This window comes from Pantoea sp. EKM20T (assembly GCF_011800485.1).
GTDB lineage: Bacteria > Pseudomonadota > Gammaproteobacteria > Enterobacterales > Enterobacteriaceae > Pantoea > Pantoea agglomerans.
Genome location: NZ_JAALFW010000013.1, coordinates 72,425 through 88,930, shown reverse-complemented (window position 1 = coordinate 88,930; position 16,506 = coordinate 72,425). Strand labels below are relative to the sequence as shown.

General features: G+C 55.4%; 17 protein-coding genes. 11 read left to right on the top strand and 6 right to left on the bottom strand.

Translation table 11 applies throughout. The features are described 5' to 3' along the window. The first annotated feature begins 98 nt into the window (after positions 1–98). The 5 genes from cytR to rraA all read left to right on the top strand — a co-directional run bounded on the left by cytR (position 99) and on the right by rraA (position 4,898). The gene (cytR, locus tag HFD94_RS19305) at positions 99–1,136 is read left to right on the top strand and encodes a DNA-binding transcriptional regulator CytR (RefSeq protein WP_167433387.1); all 1,038 of its coding nucleotides are present in this window, start codon (positions 99–101) and stop codon (positions 1,134–1,136) included. A 152-nt stretch (positions 1,137–1,288) separates the two neighbouring features. Continuing rightward, on the top strand, positions 1,289–2,287 hold the full coding sequence (gene ftsN / locus HFD94_RS19300; RefSeq protein ID WP_033759196.1) for a cell division protein FtsN: 999 nt from the start codon (positions 1,289–1,291) through the stop codon (positions 2,285–2,287). Between the two features lie 88 nt (positions 2,288–2,375). Then, positions 2,376–2,906: an ATP-dependent protease subunit HslV gene (gene hslV / locus HFD94_RS19295; RefSeq protein WP_167433386.1), complete on the top strand. Its 531-nt coding sequence runs from the start codon at positions 2,376–2,378 to the stop codon at positions 2,904–2,906. A 10-nt stretch (positions 2,907–2,916) separates the two neighbouring features. Next, positions 2,917–4,254, top strand: coding sequence for an HslU--HslV peptidase ATPase subunit (gene hslU / locus HFD94_RS19290; protein WP_010258177.1), 1,338 nt, complete (start codon positions 2,917–2,919; stop codon positions 4,252–4,254). A 158-nt stretch (positions 4,255–4,412) separates the two neighbouring features. Further along, the gene (gene rraA, locus HFD94_RS19285; RefSeq protein ID WP_009088032.1) at positions 4,413–4,898 is read left to right on the top strand and encodes a ribonuclease E activity regulator RraA; all 486 of its coding nucleotides are present in this window, start codon (positions 4,413–4,415) and stop codon (positions 4,896–4,898) included. Between the two features lie 53 nt (positions 4,899–4,951). Here the strand turns inward: rraA and zapB are convergent, their stop codons facing one another. Beyond that, a complete protein-coding gene (gene zapB, locus HFD94_RS19280; protein ID WP_003851242.1) occupies positions 4,952–5,191 on the bottom strand; it encodes a cell division protein ZapB in 240 nt (79 codons plus the stop codon). Between the two features lie 405 nt (positions 5,192–5,596). Here zapB and HFD94_RS19275 point away from each other — a divergent pair, with 405 nt between their 5' ends. The 3 genes from HFD94_RS19275 to glpX all read left to right on the top strand — a co-directional run bounded on the left by HFD94_RS19275 (position 5,597) and on the right by glpX (position 9,100). Beyond that, the gene (locus tag HFD94_RS19275) at positions 5,597–6,451 is read left to right on the top strand and encodes an MIP/aquaporin family protein (RefSeq protein WP_010258182.1); all 855 of its coding nucleotides are present in this window, start codon (positions 5,597–5,599) and stop codon (positions 6,449–6,451) included. A gap of 30 nt (positions 6,452–6,481) precedes the next feature. Then, on the top strand, positions 6,482–7,993 hold the full coding sequence (glpK, locus tag HFD94_RS19270) for a glycerol kinase GlpK (RefSeq protein WP_010258184.1): 1,512 nt from the start codon (positions 6,482–6,484) through the stop codon (positions 7,991–7,993). A gap of 96 nt (positions 7,994–8,089) precedes the next feature. Further along, positions 8,090–9,100 carry a class II fructose-bisphosphatase gene (gene glpX / locus HFD94_RS19265; RefSeq protein WP_010258186.1) on the top strand — a complete coding sequence of 337 codons (1,011 nt, stop codon included), beginning with the start codon at positions 8,090–8,092 and terminating at the stop codon, positions 9,098–9,100. Here glpX and emrD read toward each other — a convergent pair. Then, entirely contained in the window at positions 9,090–10,283 is a 1,194-nt protein-coding gene (gene emrD / locus HFD94_RS19260) for a multidrug efflux MFS transporter EmrD (RefSeq protein WP_022624918.1), read from the bottom strand. The two genes, glpX and emrD, sit on opposite strands and share 11 nt — an antisense overlap. A 273-nt stretch (positions 10,284–10,556) precedes the next feature. Here emrD and fpr point away from each other — a divergent pair, with 273 nt between their 5' ends. Further along, a complete protein-coding gene (gene fpr, locus HFD94_RS19255) occupies positions 10,557–11,303 on the top strand; it encodes a ferredoxin--NADP(+) reductase (protein ID WP_010258190.1) in 747 nt (248 codons plus the stop codon). Here fpr and HFD94_RS19250 read toward each other — a convergent pair. Next, entirely contained in the window at positions 11,294–11,728 is a 435-nt protein-coding gene (locus tag HFD94_RS19250) for a DUF805 domain-containing protein (RefSeq protein ID WP_010258192.1), read from the bottom strand. The two genes, fpr and HFD94_RS19250, sit on opposite strands and share 10 nt — an antisense overlap. 98 nt (positions 11,729–11,826) lie before the next feature. On the opposite strand from HFD94_RS19250, the gene HFD94_RS19245 reads away from it, so the two are divergent. Then, entirely contained in the window at positions 11,827–12,417 is a 591-nt protein-coding gene (locus tag HFD94_RS19245; RefSeq protein WP_022624917.1) for a DUF1454 family protein, read from the top strand. Between the two features lie 120 nt (positions 12,418–12,537). Then, entirely contained in the window at positions 12,538–13,305 is a 768-nt protein-coding gene (gene tpiA, locus HFD94_RS19240) for a triose-phosphate isomerase (protein WP_010258199.1), read from the top strand. Between the two features lie 27 nt (positions 13,306–13,332). Here the strand turns inward: tpiA and HFD94_RS19235 are convergent, their stop codons facing one another. The 3 genes from HFD94_RS19235 to pfkA all read right to left on the bottom strand — a co-directional run bounded on the left by HFD94_RS19235 (position 13,333) and on the right by pfkA (position 16,364). Next, the gene (locus tag HFD94_RS19235) at positions 13,333–14,106 is read right to left on the bottom strand and encodes a CDP-diacylglycerol diphosphatase (protein WP_163640535.1); all 774 of its coding nucleotides are present in this window, start codon (positions 14,104–14,106) and stop codon (positions 13,333–13,335) included. Positions 14,107–14,268: 162 nt separating this feature from the next. Further along, complete coding sequence (locus HFD94_RS19230) at positions 14,269–15,258, bottom strand: sulfate ABC transporter substrate-binding protein (RefSeq protein WP_010258203.1); 990 nt, start codon at positions 15,256–15,258, stop codon at positions 14,269–14,271. 143 nt (positions 15,259–15,401) lie between these two features. After that, the gene (gene pfkA, locus HFD94_RS19225; RefSeq protein WP_003851263.1) at positions 15,402–16,364 is read right to left on the bottom strand and encodes a 6-phosphofructokinase; all 963 of its coding nucleotides are present in this window, start codon (positions 16,362–16,364) and stop codon (positions 15,402–15,404) included. Between the last annotated feature and the right edge of the window lie 142 nt (positions 16,365–16,506).

Sequence of the window (16,506 nt, the reverse complement as noted above, 5' to 3'; positions counted from 1 at the left end):
TAACAACCAGCCGGGCAATCGTTAACAATGTTGCCCGGTTTGCCTTCAGGTCAGGCAGAAACAGAATTGAACGCGCCATAACGCGTCAGGAGCATGTGTTGGAGCAGAATCAACAACCGCCCGCCGCCACGATGAAAGATGTTGCGGAACATGCGGGCGTCTCAACCGCCACCGTATCGCGTGCGCTGATGAATCCGGAGAAGGTTTCTGCGGCCACCCGCCAGAAAGTCGAGCAGGCGGTTGCCGCCGTCGGCTACGCGGCACATGGCCCCACGCGCAACGCCCGTCGTAATGAGACGCGTACCATCCTGGTCATTGTCCCTGACATCTGCGATCCCTTCTTTAGTGAAATCATCCGAGGCGTTGAAGTTACGGCAGCCGAAGAGGGCTATCTGGTGCTGATTGGTGACTGCGCGCATCAGAATCAGCAGGAGAGAACTTTTCTCAACCTGATGGTGACGCGACAGATCGATGGCATGGTGCTGCTCGGCTCAAAGTTGCCTTTTGATGCCAGCATTGATGAGCAACGCAACTTGCCGCCTATGGTAATGGCGAATGAGTTTGCGCCGGAAATGTCACTGCCCACTGTCCACATCGATAACCTGACCGCCGCATTTGAAGCGGTAAATCATTTACTGCAGTTGGGTCACACACATATCGCCTGTATCGCCGGGCCGGAAGAGATGCCGCTCTGCCAGTATCGTTTGCAGGGGTATGTCCAGGCGATGCGTCGCAGCGGGCTGACGGTCGATCCCACCTATATTGTGCGCGGTGACTTCACATTTGAAGCGGGCGTTGCCGCTATGAATCAGCTGATGACCCTGCCGCAACCGCCGCGCGCGCTCTTCTGCCACAGCGATATTATGGCACTTGGGGCGATGAATCAGGCCCGGCGCTGCGGACTGCGGATACCGGAGGACCTCTCTGTGGTCGGATTTGATGACATTGAGCTATCACGTTACTGCGAGCCGCCGCTGACCACGGTCACGCAGCCACGTTACCAGATAGGCCGGGAAGCGATGCTTCTGCTACTGGATGAGTTAAATGGCAAACGGGTCATCAGCGGATCGCGGCTGCTGGATGCCGGTTTAACCATTCGTGGCAGCACGGCGCGAGCAAAAAAGCGTGAAGAATAAGCGTATTTGTCTGATTTTTTCAGTAGATTCTTAAGGCGAACACTGCTGGTCAAAGTTCCGACCCTTAAGTAACATGGCGGACTCCTTGCCGGGCGCGTAAAAATCATCATTTCGCCCATCTGGCACTATTTTTGAAGGGTATAAGAACGAGAGTGGCACAAAAAGATTACGTAGGCCGCGGGCGTTCAACAGGGACGCGTCGCAAAAAAAGCCCCAGCCGTGGCAAGAAGAGCAAAGGCGGTTCGGGAACATCTAAATTGATGATTGTACTGGCGGTCGCAGTGCTGGTGACCTTTGCCGGTGGTTTATGGTTCCTGGCGCATCACAAAAAAGAGGACGTGCCGGTCATTACGGATCATAAAGCCAACGGCAATGGCCTGCCGCCGAAGCCCGAAGAGCGCTGGAAATATATTAAAGAGCTGGAAAACCGTCAGGTCACTGTGCCGACACCTATCGAACCCTCTTCGGGTGGCGAAGTGAAGTCGCAGACACAGCTGACCGACGAGCAGCGCCAGTTGCTTGAGCAGATGCAGGCGGATATGCGTCAGCAGCCGACGCAGCTCAACGAAGTGCCGTGGAACGAACAGACGCCGGCGCAACGTCAGCAGACACTGCAGCATCAGCAGCAGTTGCAACAACTGCAACGTCAGCAGCAGCAGGTTCAGCAACAACAGCAGCAGCAACAGGTTCAGCAGCAACGTCAGCAGTTGCAGGCTCAGCAGCAACAGCAACGCCAGCAGCAGTTGCAGCAACAACAACAGCGCCAGCAACAGCAGCAATTACAACAACAGCAACGTCAGCAGCAGCAGCAGCAGCAGCAAAACGTACAGCGCCAGACGCAGCCTGCACCTGTTACGCGTGAACCGGAAGTGCAGCCAAAACCGCAGGAGACCGCGAAAGCGAAACCGGCGGAGAAAGCCTCTTCGCAGCGCTGGATGGTGCAGTGTGGTTCGTTTAAAGGCACTGACCAGGCTGAATCGGTGCGCGCAGGCTTAGCCTTTGAAGGATTTGAAAGCCGTATTACCACCGGTGGCGGCTGGAATCGTGTGGTTATCGGTCCTTATAAAGACCGCGCCTCCGCTGACAGCACTCTGAAGCGCCTGCGCAGTTCCGGACACTCCAGCTGTATTCCGCTCTCCGTCGGGGGTTGAAACCCGTCAAACCCGCCCCATATCTGTTGCATGATACTCCGCGCCCGGTGCGCGGAGTCCTTTTCCGACTGCAACAAGGGGTCTGCCCGTGACAACAATAGTAAGTGTACGACGCAACGGCCAGGTAGTGATTGGCGGTGATGGCCAGGCTACGCTCGGCAATACCGTGATGAAAGGCAACGTTAAAAAAGTGCGTCGTTTATACAACGATAAAGTGATTGCCGGATTTGCTGGCGGCACCGCAGACGCCTTCACCCTGTTTGAACTTTTCGAACGTAAACTGGAAATGCATCAGGGCCATCTGGTGAAAGCTGCGGTGGAACTCGCCAAAGACTGGCGTACTGACCGTATGCTGCGTCGCCTTGAAGCCTTACTGGCCGTCGCGGATGAATCAGCTTCACTGATCATCAGCGGTAACGGTGACGTTATCCAGCCTGAAAACGATCTGATCGCCATCGGCTCCGGTGGGCCTTTCGCCCAGGCAGCGGCACGTGCGCTGCTGGAGAATACCGAGATGGACGCACGCGACATCGTCGAAAAGTCGCTGAATATCGCGGGTGATATCTGCATCTACACTAACCACAACGTTAATTTCGAAGAATTAACGTCTAAGTCGTAAGGGTATAAATATGTCTGAGATGACTCCTCGCGAAATCGTCAGCGAACTGAACCGCTTTATCATCGGCCAGGAGAGCGCTAAGCGCGCCGTGGCTATTGCACTGCGTAACCGCTGGCGCCGCATGCAGCTCGACGAAGAGCTGCGCCATGAAGTGACCCCTAAAAATATCCTGATGATCGGTCCGACCGGTGTCGGTAAAACCGAGATCGCGCGTCGTCTGGCTAAGCTGGCCAATGCGCCGTTTATCAAAGTAGAGGCGACCAAATTTACCGAAGTCGGTTATGTCGGTAAGGAAGTGGACTCTATCATTCGTGACCTGACCGATTCGGCCATTAAGATGGTGCGCAGTCAGGCGATTGAAAAGAACAAATATCGTGCCGAAGAGATGGCGGAAGAGCGCATTCTTGATGTGCTGATTCCACCAGCAAAAAACAACTGGGGCCAGTCAGAGCAGAGCGCTGAACCCTCTGCAGCACGCCAGTCGTTCCGCAAGAAGCTGCGCGAAGGCCAGCTGGACGATAAAGAGATTGAGATCGACCTGGCCGCCAGCAGCCCTGGCGTCGAAATCATGGCCCCTCCGGGCATGGAAGAGATGACCAGCCAGCTGCAGTCGATGTTCCAGAACCTCGGCGGCCAGAAGCAGAAAGCCCGCAAGCTGAAGATCAAAGAAGCGATGAAGCTGCTGATCGAAGAAGAAGCGGCCAAACTGGTTAACCCGGAAGAGCTTAAGCAGGACGCGATTGATGCCGTTGAGCAGCACGGTATCGTGTTTATCGATGAGATCGACAAAATCTGTAAGCGCGGCGGCCAGAATGCCGGCGGCCCGGATGTCTCACGCGAAGGCGTTCAGCGCGACCTGCTGCCGCTGGTGGAAGGCTGCACCGTCTCCACCAAGCATGGTATGGTGAAAACGGACCACATTCTGTTTATCGCCTCAGGCGCGTTCCAGGTTGCCAGCCCATCCGATCTGATCCCGGAACTGCAGGGTCGTCTGCCCATCCGTGTTGAGCTGCAGGCGCTGACCGTGAACGATTTCCAGCGCATCCTGACCGAGCCAAATGCCTCGATTACCGTGCAGTACAAAGCGCTGATGAATACCGAGGGCGTGAACATTGAGTTCACCGAAGAGGGTATTCGCCGGATCGCTGAAGCCGCATGGCAGGTCAACGAAACCACCGAAAACATCGGTGCGCGCCGTCTGCATACTGTGCTGGAGCGTCTGATGGAAGATATTTCGTATGACGCCAGCGATCGTCATGGTGAATCCGTTACCATCGATGCTGACTATGTCGGTAAACATCTGGATGAACTGGTGGCTGACGAAGACCTTAGCCGCTTCATTCTCTGATCCACTGATTCAGCGCTTTTCAGAAGCCCAGCCCACCCGGCTGGGCTTTTTTATGCATGTTCTTGATCGAACGATGCTTTTTTCATACTGATGATTTTGCCAACAATCTGTATATAGCGATATACTTACCCTTCCTGTGGCAAACAGACGAAACCCTTATGAAATACGATACATCTGAACTCTGCGATATCTACCATGAAGAAGTGAATGTTGTTGAACCGCTTTTTTCAAATTTTGGTGGGCGCACTTCATTCGGTGGTCAGATTACCACAGTGAAATGCTTTGAAGACAACGGCTTGCTTTACGATCTGCTGGAAGAGAATGGCAGGGGTCGGGTACTGGTGATTGATGGCGGCGGCTCAGTGCGCCGTGCACTGGTGGATGCGCAGCTGGCACGTCTGGCGGCAACCAACGAGTGGGAAGGTCTGGTGATTTACGGTTCGGTACGCCAGGTTGATGAGCTGGAAGAGCTGGAGATTGGCATTCAGGCGATTGCCGCGATTCCGGCAGGCGCTGCGGGTGAAGGGATTGGCGAAAGCGATGTGCGCGTCAATTTCGGCGGCGTCACCTTCTTCTCCGGCGACCATCTCTATGCCGACAACACCGGTATCATTCTGTCAGAGGATGCGCTGGACCTCGAATAGGCCAGACATGAAAACGGGTGCCTGAGCACCCGTTTTTCACATCAGCTGAGGCTTCAAACCTCTTCCATTTTTCCCAGCAATGCACGCAGACGTTCCTGCCACACGTGTTGCTCTTCTTTCAGGTGCTGATTTTCACGCATCAGCGCATCGTGGTTGCCCGCGACTTGTTGCGCATCGTTACGCAGTGAGTTGTTCTGCTCTTTCAGCTCTTCGATTTCCATCTGCAACAGGGTGATGGTATCAATCGCCTGCTGTACTTTCGCTTCCAGTTTCTCAAACACTTCAAATGACATCTTTCTGACCTCTCCTAAATTCCTGCAAGGCGTTGATGATGCCAGCTTAAGCCAGCAACGTTGTCCCGATTGTATGTAGCCTCACCCCGCAAGTCCAGCAACGCGGCCGCTGCGGGCGTAGTCTGTAACACTTTTCAGCCAATCCCTGAATTTACGCTGCGCTTACTGCGACGGCTTTCTGGTACGGGTCCGTTATCCCCGTCATCAGGCGCGAATATTGGCTAAGGAAAGCCAGAATACGCGAAAACGCGCATTTTTATGACACAGTACACAAAAAACGATTTCGCTATTTCTCGTTTATGTTCGTTAACGATAAATTCACACCAGCCCTACATTAAAGCTGGGTGCCTCATGGAATGAGAACAAAAACTGATAAAATTTAACCTCGCTTCAGGAACCACTATTATGAGTCAGACAACTAACACGCTCAAAGGTCAGTGTATTGCCGAATTTCTGGGGACAGGCTTGATTATTTTCTTTGGCGCAGGCTGTGTGGCTGCACTGAAACTCGCCGGTGCCGCCTTCGGTCAGTGGGAAATCTGCATCATCTGGGGTCTTGGCGTTTCCATGGCCGCCTACCTTACCGCAGGCATTTCGGGCGCGCACCTGAACCCGGCAATCACCGTTGCACTCTGCCTGTTTGCTAATTTTGAAGGACGTAAAGTTCTGCCTTATATCGTATCGCAGATTGCCGGTGCCTTTTGTGCCGCGGCGCTGGTATACGGTCTCTACTACAGCCTGTTTTTTGATTATGAGCAGAGCCACCAGATGGTGCGCGGCACGGTTGAAAGTCTCGACCTGGCAGGCATCTTCTCAACCTACCCTAATCCACATATCGGTGTCGGCCAGGCCTTCCTGGTTGAGATGGTCATCACTGCAGTATTAATGGCGGTCATTATGGGTCTGACGGATGACGGCAACGGCATTCCACGTGGCCCACTGGCTCCACTGCTGATTGGCCTGCTGGTTGCGGTTATCGGTGGCTCAATGGGTCCTCTGACCGGCTTCGCCCTTAACCCGGCTCGTGATTTCGGACCGAAGATCTTCGCATGGCTGGCAGGCTGGGGTAACGTTGCCTTTACCGGTGGTCGTGACATCCCTTACTTCCTCGTGCCGATTTTTGGCCCGCTGGTCGGTGCCTGCCTGGGTGCAGTAGGTTATCGCACACTGATTGGTCGCTACCTGCCAGGTACCGCCCAGGAACCTGCAAGCGTTCCAGCAGACAAACCGGTTGCACGCGCTCAGCAGCGTAAAGCGTAAGTTTCACCTTTTATCATCAGGACAGAATTTATGACTACCACAGATAAAAAATATATTGTCGCGCTCGATCAGGGCACAACCAGCTCCCGCGCCGTCATTCTCGACCACGACTCTAATATCGTCGCGGTATCACAGCGCGAATTCACCCAGATCTACCCGAAAGCGGGCTGGGTTGAACATGATCCAATGGATATCTGGGCTTCACAAAGCTCAACGCTGGTTGAAGTGCTGGCCCATGCCGACATCCGCTCTGATGAGATTGCGGCAATCGGTATCACCAACCAGCGCGAAACCGCTATCGTCTGGGAAAAAGAGACCGGTAAGCCGATCTACAACGCCATCGTCTGGCAGGATCCCCGCACCGCCGACTACTGTCACAAACTGAAGAAAGAGGGTCTGGAAGAGTATATCCAGCACACCACCGGTCTGGTGATTAACCCTTACTTCTCCGGAACCAAAGTGAAGTGGATTCTGGATCACGTTGAAGGCTCACGTGAGCGTGCAAAACGTGGCGAGCTGCTGTTTGGTACCGTCGATACCTGGCTGGTCTGGAAAATGACCCAGGGCCGCGTGCATATCACCGACTATACCAACGCCTCCCGTACCATGATGTTTAACATCCATAAGCTGGAGTGGGATCAGCGTATGCTGGATATCCTGGATATCCCGCGTGAAATGCTGCCAGAAGTGAAGTCCTCTTCTGAAGTCTATGGTCAGACCAACATCGGTGGTAAAGGCGGTACACGTATTCCAATCGCCGGTATTGCCGGTGACCAGCAGGCTGCGCTGTATGGCCAGCTCTGTGTTCAGCCTGGCATGGCGAAAAACACCTACGGCACCGGCTGCTTTATGCTGATGAACACCGGTACTGAAGCGGTAACCTCGACGCACGGCCTGCTGACCACTATCGCCTGTGGCCCGCGCGGTGAAGTGAACTATGCACTGGAAGGGGCTGTGTTTATCGGTGGCGCCTCTATTCAGTGGCTGCGCGATGAGATGAAGCTGATCAGTGAAGCTGCTGACTCTGAATACTTTGCGATGAAAGTGAAAGACACCAACGGCGTTTACATGGTGCCTGCTTTCACCGGCCTGGGCGCTCCTTACTGGGACCCGTATGCCCGTGGTGCTATCTTCGGCCTGACCCGTGGTGCTAATGCTAACCACATCATCCGTGCGACGCTGGAGTCTATCGCTTATCAGACGCGCGACGTGCTGGAAGCGATGCAGAACGATGCCAACACCCGCCTGCAGGCGCTGCGTGTGGATGGTGGCGCGGTTTCCAACAACTTCCTGATGCAGTTCCAGTCAGACATCCTCGGCACCCGTGTTGAGCGTCCGGAAGTGCGTGAAGTCACCGCGCTGGGTTCTGCTTATCTGGCAGGTCTGGCCGTCGGCTTCTGGCAGGATCTGGATGAAGTCCGCTCTAAAGCGGTTATTGAGCGTGAATTCCGTCCAAGCCTGGAAACCACCGAGCGTAACTTCCGTTATGCTGGCTGGAAAAAAGCCGTAGCCCGCGCCCAGGCGTGGGAAGAACAAGAGTAATATCAATGCCCGCGACCCTTGCTGTCGCGGGCCTTTTCCCCGCTCCACTGCCTCGCTGTGTTACACTGCCCGCCTGTTTTTTGTCAGGTAGATGCCATGAAACGAGAACTTGCCATTGAATTTTCCCGCGTAACCGAAGCTGCCGCCCTGGCAGGCTATCACTGGTTAGGACGCGGCGACAAAAATGCGGCTGACGGCGCGGCTGTCCATGCCATGCGTCATGTCCTGAACTCCATTGAAATCGACGGTCAGATTGTGATCGGTGAAGGCGAAATCGACGAAGCTCCGATGCTCTATATCGGTGAAAAAGTCGGTACCGGCCGCGGCGATGCGGTCGACATTGCGGTCGATCCGATTGAAGGCACCCGCATGACGGCGCTTGGCCAGGCTAACGCGCTGGCGGTGATGGCCGTAGGCGATAAGGGCAGCTTTCTGCACGCACCCGACATGTACATGGAAAAACTGATTGTTGGCCCCGCAGCGCGTGGAGAGATCGATCTTGACCTGCCGCTGGAAACCAACCTGCGTAACATCGCCATCGCGATGAATAAGCCGCTGTCGCAGCTAACCGTGTCGATTCTGGCAAAGCCGCGTCATGACGCAGTGATCAGTCAGTTGCAGCAACTGGGCGTGCGGGTGTTTACCTTCCCGGATGGCGATGTCGCCGCCTCCATTCTGACCTGCATGCCGGACAGCGAAGTGGATGTGATGTATGGCATCGGCGGCGCACCGGAAGGCGTGGTCTCTGCGGCGGTGATCCGCGCGCTGGATGGGGATATGCAGGGCCGGTTACTGGCGCGTCACCACGTGAAAGGCGACAGCGCTGAAAACCGTCTGCTGGGTGAGCAGGAGCTGCAGCGCTGCGCAGAGATGGGGATTGAAGCGGGCAAAAAGCTGATGCTGAATGAGATGGCACGCAATGACAACGTGGTGTTTGCCGCCACCGGCATTACCAGTGGCGAACTACTGAAAGGCATTACGCGTCAGGGCAATATCGCCACCAGCGAGACCCTGCTGATTCGCGGTAAATCACGCACCATCCGCCGTATTCAGTCGATTCACTATCTCGACCGTAAAGATCCGGCGCTTCATCCCTTTATCCTGTAACCGGCTGGTTGCCGCGCTCCGGCTGACGTGAGAGCGGCAACCAGCAGAGCAGCATCACCAGCGCCGTGAAGAACATCAGCATGCCAAGGCTGAACTGATCGCGCTGCGGCATCATGGCTGACAGCCACGCCACCAGGCCCGATCCCAGGTTCTGCATCCCGCCAATCAGCGCGCCCGCGCTACCCGCCAGCCAGGCATAAGGCTCCATCGCGCCTGAAGTCGCCAGCGGGAACAGCATGCCAGCCCCAAAGAAGAACAGCGCAGCCGGGACCAGCAGCGTCCAGATATTCATCACGCCGAACCATGCCGGGATCCACATCAGGATGCCCGCCAGCAGGCAGCTATTTACGCCCCACCACATCAGACTGTGCCATGAACCCTGCTCGCGACCTGCAAACCAGGCACCAAAAAACGCTGCCGGAATCGGCAGGATGAACAGGATGCTGACGGTCAGGCTGTGCAGGCCGAGCACGCCGCCCAGCAGAACGCCACAGCTCGACTCAAATACCGCAATCCCGGCCAGCGCGCCAATCAGCAGCACAATGTAGCGAACGAAATTCGCGTCGCTGAGCAGGCGGGCGTAGCGTTTAAAGAAAGGGGTCACTTCCGCACTCTGCGGTCGGGTCTCCGGCAGCCAGCGTGCCATTGAGACGGTTACCGCCAGACAAAGCAGCAGCAGAAAGGCAAAGCAGGCGTGCCAGCCAAAGAGCTGCGTCAGCAGTGCACCAATCACTGGCGCCAGCAGCGGGCTGACCAGAATGCCCATATTAAGCAGGCTGTTAGCGCGGCGCAGTGCGTGCCCCTCGTAGAGATCGCGCGGCATGGTGCGGGCCATCACGCCAGCTACGCCGGTGCCCAGTCCCTGAACAGCGCTGCCGAACACCAGCATATCGAGCGACGTCGCCATCAGTGCCGTAATTGCGCCGATCATAAAGATCATCATGCCCGCCAGGATCACCGGACGACGACCGATGCTGTCTGACAGCGGGCCATAGATCAGCTGGGATCCGCCATAGGTCATCAGATAGGCCGCCATCACACGCTGCAGCGCGCCATCCCGCACATTCAGAGCATCCGCCATCACCGACATCGCCGGGACGTAGATAGTCTGTGCCATCTGCCCTACTGCCACCAGCACAATGAGCATCACCAGCAGCGGGCGATTTTCGAGTTTAGTCATCATGATTATGCAAAATTTCTTTCTGTGAAAGGAGGTTAAAACAGCGGTTCACCCGCCAGTCATCTTGTTATGGCGGGCAAAATATCAGGATTAGATGACAAAGCGAGAGGTAAGCGAAAAGGTCCCGGCTTGCGCCTGTCAAGTTTATGGGCCAGCCTGTAAAGACAAAGTAACAGTTTGTCGATTAGAGCCTTTGCCCCGGCGCAGGCTGGCAATCTCACCGGGCAGCCGCGAAAATAGTGACCTGCCTGAATAATCAACAACCAGGGAGTGATTATGGCTGAGTGGGTCAATGCTGAAGTAAAGGAAGTGAAAAACTGGACGGATGCGCTGTTCAGTCTCCGGGTAAAAGCGCCCATCGATCCCTTTATCGCCGGGCAATTTGCCAAGCTGGCACTGGAAATCGACGGTGAGCGGGTACAGCGCGCTTACTCTTACGTCAATGCGCCGAAAGATGATCTGCTGGAGTTTTACCTGGTCACCGTGCCAGAGGGCAAACTGAGTCCGCATCTGCAGGCACTTCGGCCTGGCGATCAGGTGATGGTCACCAAAGAAGCGGCAGGATTCTTTGTGCTGGATGAGGTCCCTGAATGCAAAACCTTATGGATGCTGGCAACCGGCACCGCTATTGGCCCCTACCTGTCGATGCTACAGCAGGGCGAAGGGCTGGATCGCTTTGAAAACATCGTGCTGGTCCATGCTGCACGCTATGCGGCCGATCTGAGCTTTTTGCCGCTGATGCAGCAACTGCAACAACATTATCAAGGCAAGCTGCACATCCAGACGGTGGTGAGTCGCGAAGAGATCGCCGGTTCGCTGACTGGCCGGGTCCCGGCGTTGATCGAAAACGGTGAGCTGGAGCGCGCCACCGGGTTAAGCCTGGATGCCGACAGCAGCCATGTGATGCTGTGCGGCAACCCGCAGATGGTGCGTGATACCCAGCAATTACTGAAAGAGACGCGCGAGATGCGCAAGCACCTGAAGCGTAAGCCGGGCCATATCACCAGCGAACATTACTGGTGAGCCGTTTGCCGGTATCTCACCGGTTGAGTCGCGGTACCAAACCGGTTAGCGCCGGGGGTACCGCGAAAGAGACCGAGATCGAGCAGCAGGCCAGCCAGTAACACAAACGGAATGGCGCGACCCAACAGCCAGGGCAGTATGCCGTCCAGCATGCTCCAGTTCCCTGCCACCAGCAGCCAGGCAACAATCACCAGAAATCCCCAGTAGCCACGGCGATTACGATCGTGCAACCGTTTAACGATAACCGCGCTGGCGGGCCACAGCAGGCAGACCACGCCAAAGGCCGCCATCTGAGTATCAAGCCAGTCGTTAGCCGCTAACGCGAATAACAGGGTTGTTGTCAGCAACCAGACCGCCTGCCAGATCCAGAAATCACGTCGTCCCAGCCGGCCGCGCCAGGAAAAACACCATTGTTGTAACGTCATGCATTATCATCCAGAGAGAAGAGAACCGCTGCGGTTTTGACCTCGCGGATAAAAACCGTTTTAATTTGCGCCTGAGTTTACGGGTTAGGATCGACAAAATGAAGAATTTGCCTGGCGCACTGCTGTTATCGTTTGCGCTGACGGTTCCGGTCTTTGCCGCCGATCCGCCACCGCAGGATCGGGCCGATGCGTTGCCCACCGCCCCCTATCTGCTGGCGGGCGCTCCCACCTTTGATATGACTATCGGCCAGTTCCGCGAAAAGTATAATCAGGCCAACGGGGCGCTGATGCTGCCGGAATATCGCGCCATTGATAATCGGGGTGACAAAAGCACCCTGACGCGCGCCGCCAGCAAAATCAATGAAACTCTCTATGCGTCTACCGCGCTGGAGCCCGGTACCGGCAAAATTAAGACGCTGCAGATTACCTGGCTACCGTTGCCAGGCCCGGATCAGAACGCCTCACAGCAAAAAGCGCTGGCCTACATGACCGCCATGTTGCGCTTCTTTGTACCGGGACTGAGCGCCGATGAGGGACGTAAAAAGCTGGAGGGTTTGCTGAAGCAAGGTAAGGATTTACCCTACTTTGCGCAGGTCGAGGGCGCGTTGCGTTTTGTGGTGGCTGACAACGGCGACAAGGGGCTGACCTTCGCCGTTGAGCCGGTCAAACTGGCGCTCGCCAGCCCCTGATGATGAGGCCGAAAATGACGAAAAGCAAAGCCATCGCTACATTTGATCTCTATACTGTCTGGCAGACAACGCTGCCAGCTGGCAGCGATTTTTCATGTATCGCTTTATGCGGAGGATAGAATGCGACATCCACTGGTTATGGGTAACTGGAAGTTGAATGGCAGCAAGCAGATCACAGCTGAACTGATCGCCGGTCTGCGCAAGGAACTGTCTGGCGTTGAGGGTTGTGGCGTCGCCATTGCACCGCCAGCTCTCTATCTCGAGCAGGCAAAACACGCCATCTCCGGTAGCCACATCGCACTGGGTGCGCAGAACGTAGACGTTAACCTGTCTGGTGCGTTTACCGGTGAAGTTTCCGCAGAGATGCTGAAAGATATCGGCGCGAAATATATCATTATCGGTCACTCAGAGCGCCGCACTTACCACAAAGAGAGCGACGAATTCATCGCGAAGAAATACGCGGTGCTGAAGTCAGTGGGCCTGGTACCGGTGCTGTGCATTGGTGAAACCGAAGCGGAAAACGAAGCGGGTAAAACCGAAGAAGTCTGCGCTCGTCAGCTGGATGCCGTTCTGGAAACTCAGGGCGCCGAAGCGTTTAAAGATGCGGTCATCGCGTATGAGCCAGTCTGGGCCATCGGTACCGGCAAATCTGCCACCCCTGCTCAGGCTCAGGCCGTTCACAAATTCATTCGTGACCATATCGCGAAGAAAGATGCGGCTATCGCAGAACAGGTCATCATCCAGTACGGCGGCTCAGTTAACGATAAAAATGCGGCTGAGCTCTTCACCCAGCCTGACATCGATGGCGCGCTGGTTGGCGGTGCCTCACTGAAAGCGGACGCTTTCGCTGTGATCGTTAAAGCTGCAGCGGCTGCAAAAAGCGCCTAAGCAGTAAACGTACCGATTAAAGGCGGCTTAAGCCGCCTTTTTTATGGGCGCTATCAGCTGACAGGCGTGATCCTGTACCTCCTCCGCCGAACCGCTGTTCAGCAGCAGCCAGTTTCGCTCTATCGCCATCAGCACCAGTCGTCCATCACTTAATTCAGCCAGTGCCAGCCCATATTTCCCCATCTCGCTGCGTGCCTGTGGCCGCTCATTGGCCAGTCGGATAAACGCACTCTGCCGGGTCAGCTCGTCCGGGGTCAATGCACGCAGCCAGTAGCGGTGCTTACGCAGCGTGATGCTCTGCCACCGCCCGCTAAGCTGCGGCGTCAACTGATCAAGCTGCTGACGCACATCGGGTCGCAGGCAGGAGATATGAATATGGAGCTGATTCTGCGTGCGGCCATACTGTGAATTGATAGCCAGTGACAGGACCCGATCATCAATAGGTGAGCCGCGTCGCTGCGCAAGCAGAGTTCGCTCATCCCAGGCAAGGGCAAAGTAGTTGGGCGTAGCGGATTGCAGTAACCGCGGGCTTTCGATGCCGGTGATCCTGTCGAGCGGGATCAGCAGATACTGCAACGGCCCGTGCATATCTTTCAGCATGGCATAGCGATGCCGCTGATCGACGCGCTGACAGGGCGCAGGTTCTCCACCACTCTGCTGGTGAGGCAGACATTTCTCGCTGACGATCTGCCACAACGCATCACTGTTCTTTTTGAAATGCAGTGCGGCAGCGAGCATCCCCGCAATGACCAGTACCAGCAGAACCGCAACCAGGCGGGTTGCACGACGATGTGTCGGCATAACAACGCTTCCTGAATGGCTTAGCAGCCTGCATCCTCGCCTGGCGAGAAAAAAATGTCACGGGGAATTCTGGCAGATAACCCAGCGGCTGGGCGGAGAAGGAGAAAAGGCGTGGTTGTGGAGGATAAGCGGTCAGCGCAGGGATGCGCTGACCGCAGCGCATTACGGTTTCATGACCTGGTCATAGCTGCCGCCATCGGCGAAGTGGGCTTTCTGAGCCTGTGTCCAGCCACCAAACTTGTCCTGAATGGTAAACAGCTTCACTGGCGCAAAGGTGCTGGCGAATTTCTTCGCGACTTCAGCATCACGCGGACGGTAGTAGTTCTGTGCAGCGATAGTCTGGCCTTCTGGCGAGTAGAGGTATTTCAGATAAGCGTCGGCGACTTTACGCGTCCCCTTTTCATCTACCACTTTATCGACCACCGACACGGTCGGTTCCGCCAGAATCGATTCGCTCGGAGTGACAATCTCGAACTTGTCTTTGCCCAGCTTGTTAACCGCCAGATAGGCTTCGTTTTCCCAGGCGATCAGCACATCACCAATCCCGCGTTCAACGAAGGTGTTGGTTGCGCCGCGTGCGCCGGAATCCTGCACTTCAACGTTTTTAAACAGCGCTCTGACGTAAGCCAGCGCTTTAGCCTGATCGCCGTTGTTATGATCCAGCGCCCAGCCCCAGGCCGCCAGATAGTTCCAGCGTGCGCCGCCGGACGTTTTCGGGTTAGGGGTAATAACAGATACGCCTGGCTTCGTCAGGTCGCTCCAGTCATGGATGCCTTTAGGGTTATCTTTACGAACCAGGAAGACAATGGTCGAGGTGTAGGGCGCAGAGTTGTCCGGCAGACGCTGAATCCAGTTTTTATCAATACGACCGCGTTCTGCAATGGCATCAACATCCGATTGCAACGCCAGTGTGACCACATCCGCCCGAATGCCGTTAATCACGGAGGTCGCCTGCTTACCGGAACCGCCATGCGACTGACGGACCACGACATTATCGCCGGTTTCCTGTTTGTAGTGCGCACTGAACGCTTTATTGTACTGTTCGTACAGCTCTCGCGTTGGATCGTAGGAAACGTTTAACAGCTGAATGTCTTTCGCCAGAACGCTGGTTGAGGCCAGCAACAGGGTAACGCCGATACTCCACTTGTTCATTACGCACTCTCCCAATGTCGTTATGAGCTAAGCGTGACATAAACCAATACAGAGCTAAAAGAATTAAAAATAAGCTGTTATAACCATGGGGAATATAGAGGCGGGATGCCGGGGCGCACCAGGTCGCACACCCCGCAGAGGAATTAATAGAGTTTTTTCGCGGTGTCGAGCCAGTCGCGTTTGAACGGACGCTTCATATTTTCAATGGCGTCGACGATGTCGTGATGCACCATCTTCTCGTTCTGAATACCGACGCAACGGCCGCCGTAACCCTGCATCAGCAGTTCAATGGAGTAGGCCCCCATGCGTGAGGCCAGAATACGGTCATACGCACAAGGTGCACCGCCACGCTGAATGTGGCCCAGAACGGTAGAACGGGTTTCACGCTTGGTTTCTGTTTCGATGAAACGCGCCAGATCGTCGATATCGCAGATGTGCTCGGTAATCGCCACGATAGCGTGCTTTTTACCTTTGGCGATGCCCGCTTTGATTTCCGCTACCAGCTCTTCACGGGTATACGGGAACTCCGGCAGTACGATGAACTCACAGCCACCCGCAATGGCGGCCGCCAGTGTCAGATCGCCACAGTAGCGACCCATCACTTCCACAATCGAAATACGCTGATGCGATGAAGAGGTATCACGCAGGCGGTCAATCGCTTCAACCACGGTTTCCAGCGCAGTGAAATAACCGATAGTGTAATCCGTTCCGGCAACGTCGTTATCGATGGTGCCTGGCAGACCAATGCACGGGAAGCCCATTTCAGTCAGGCGCTTAGCCCCCATGTAGGAACCGTCACCACCAATAACAACCAGCGCATCAATGCCGCGCTTTTTCATGTTCTCAATGGCAACCTGACGCACATCTTCATTACGGAATTCAGGGAAGCGTGCTGAGCCCAGGAAAGTGCCGCCGCGGTTAATCATGTCGGAAACGCTGTAGCGATCAAGATTGATCATGCGATCTTCGTACAATCCCAGGTAACCGTCATAGATCCCAAAAACTTCCAGTCCTTCACTCAGCGCGGAACGCACCACGCCACGAATAGCTGCGTTCATGCCTGGGGCGTCACCGCCGCTGGTTAATACACCAATTTTTTTGATCATGACAACCTCTGGATTGTTCAAAACTAAGGGTTAATCCTGCCTGTCGATCGCTGCTGAAGCTCATTTTACGACTCGCGCGACACGTGATGGCAGATAGTATATCAAAGGCTTGCTGCTGAATTGATTCAGGTCAGACAACTTT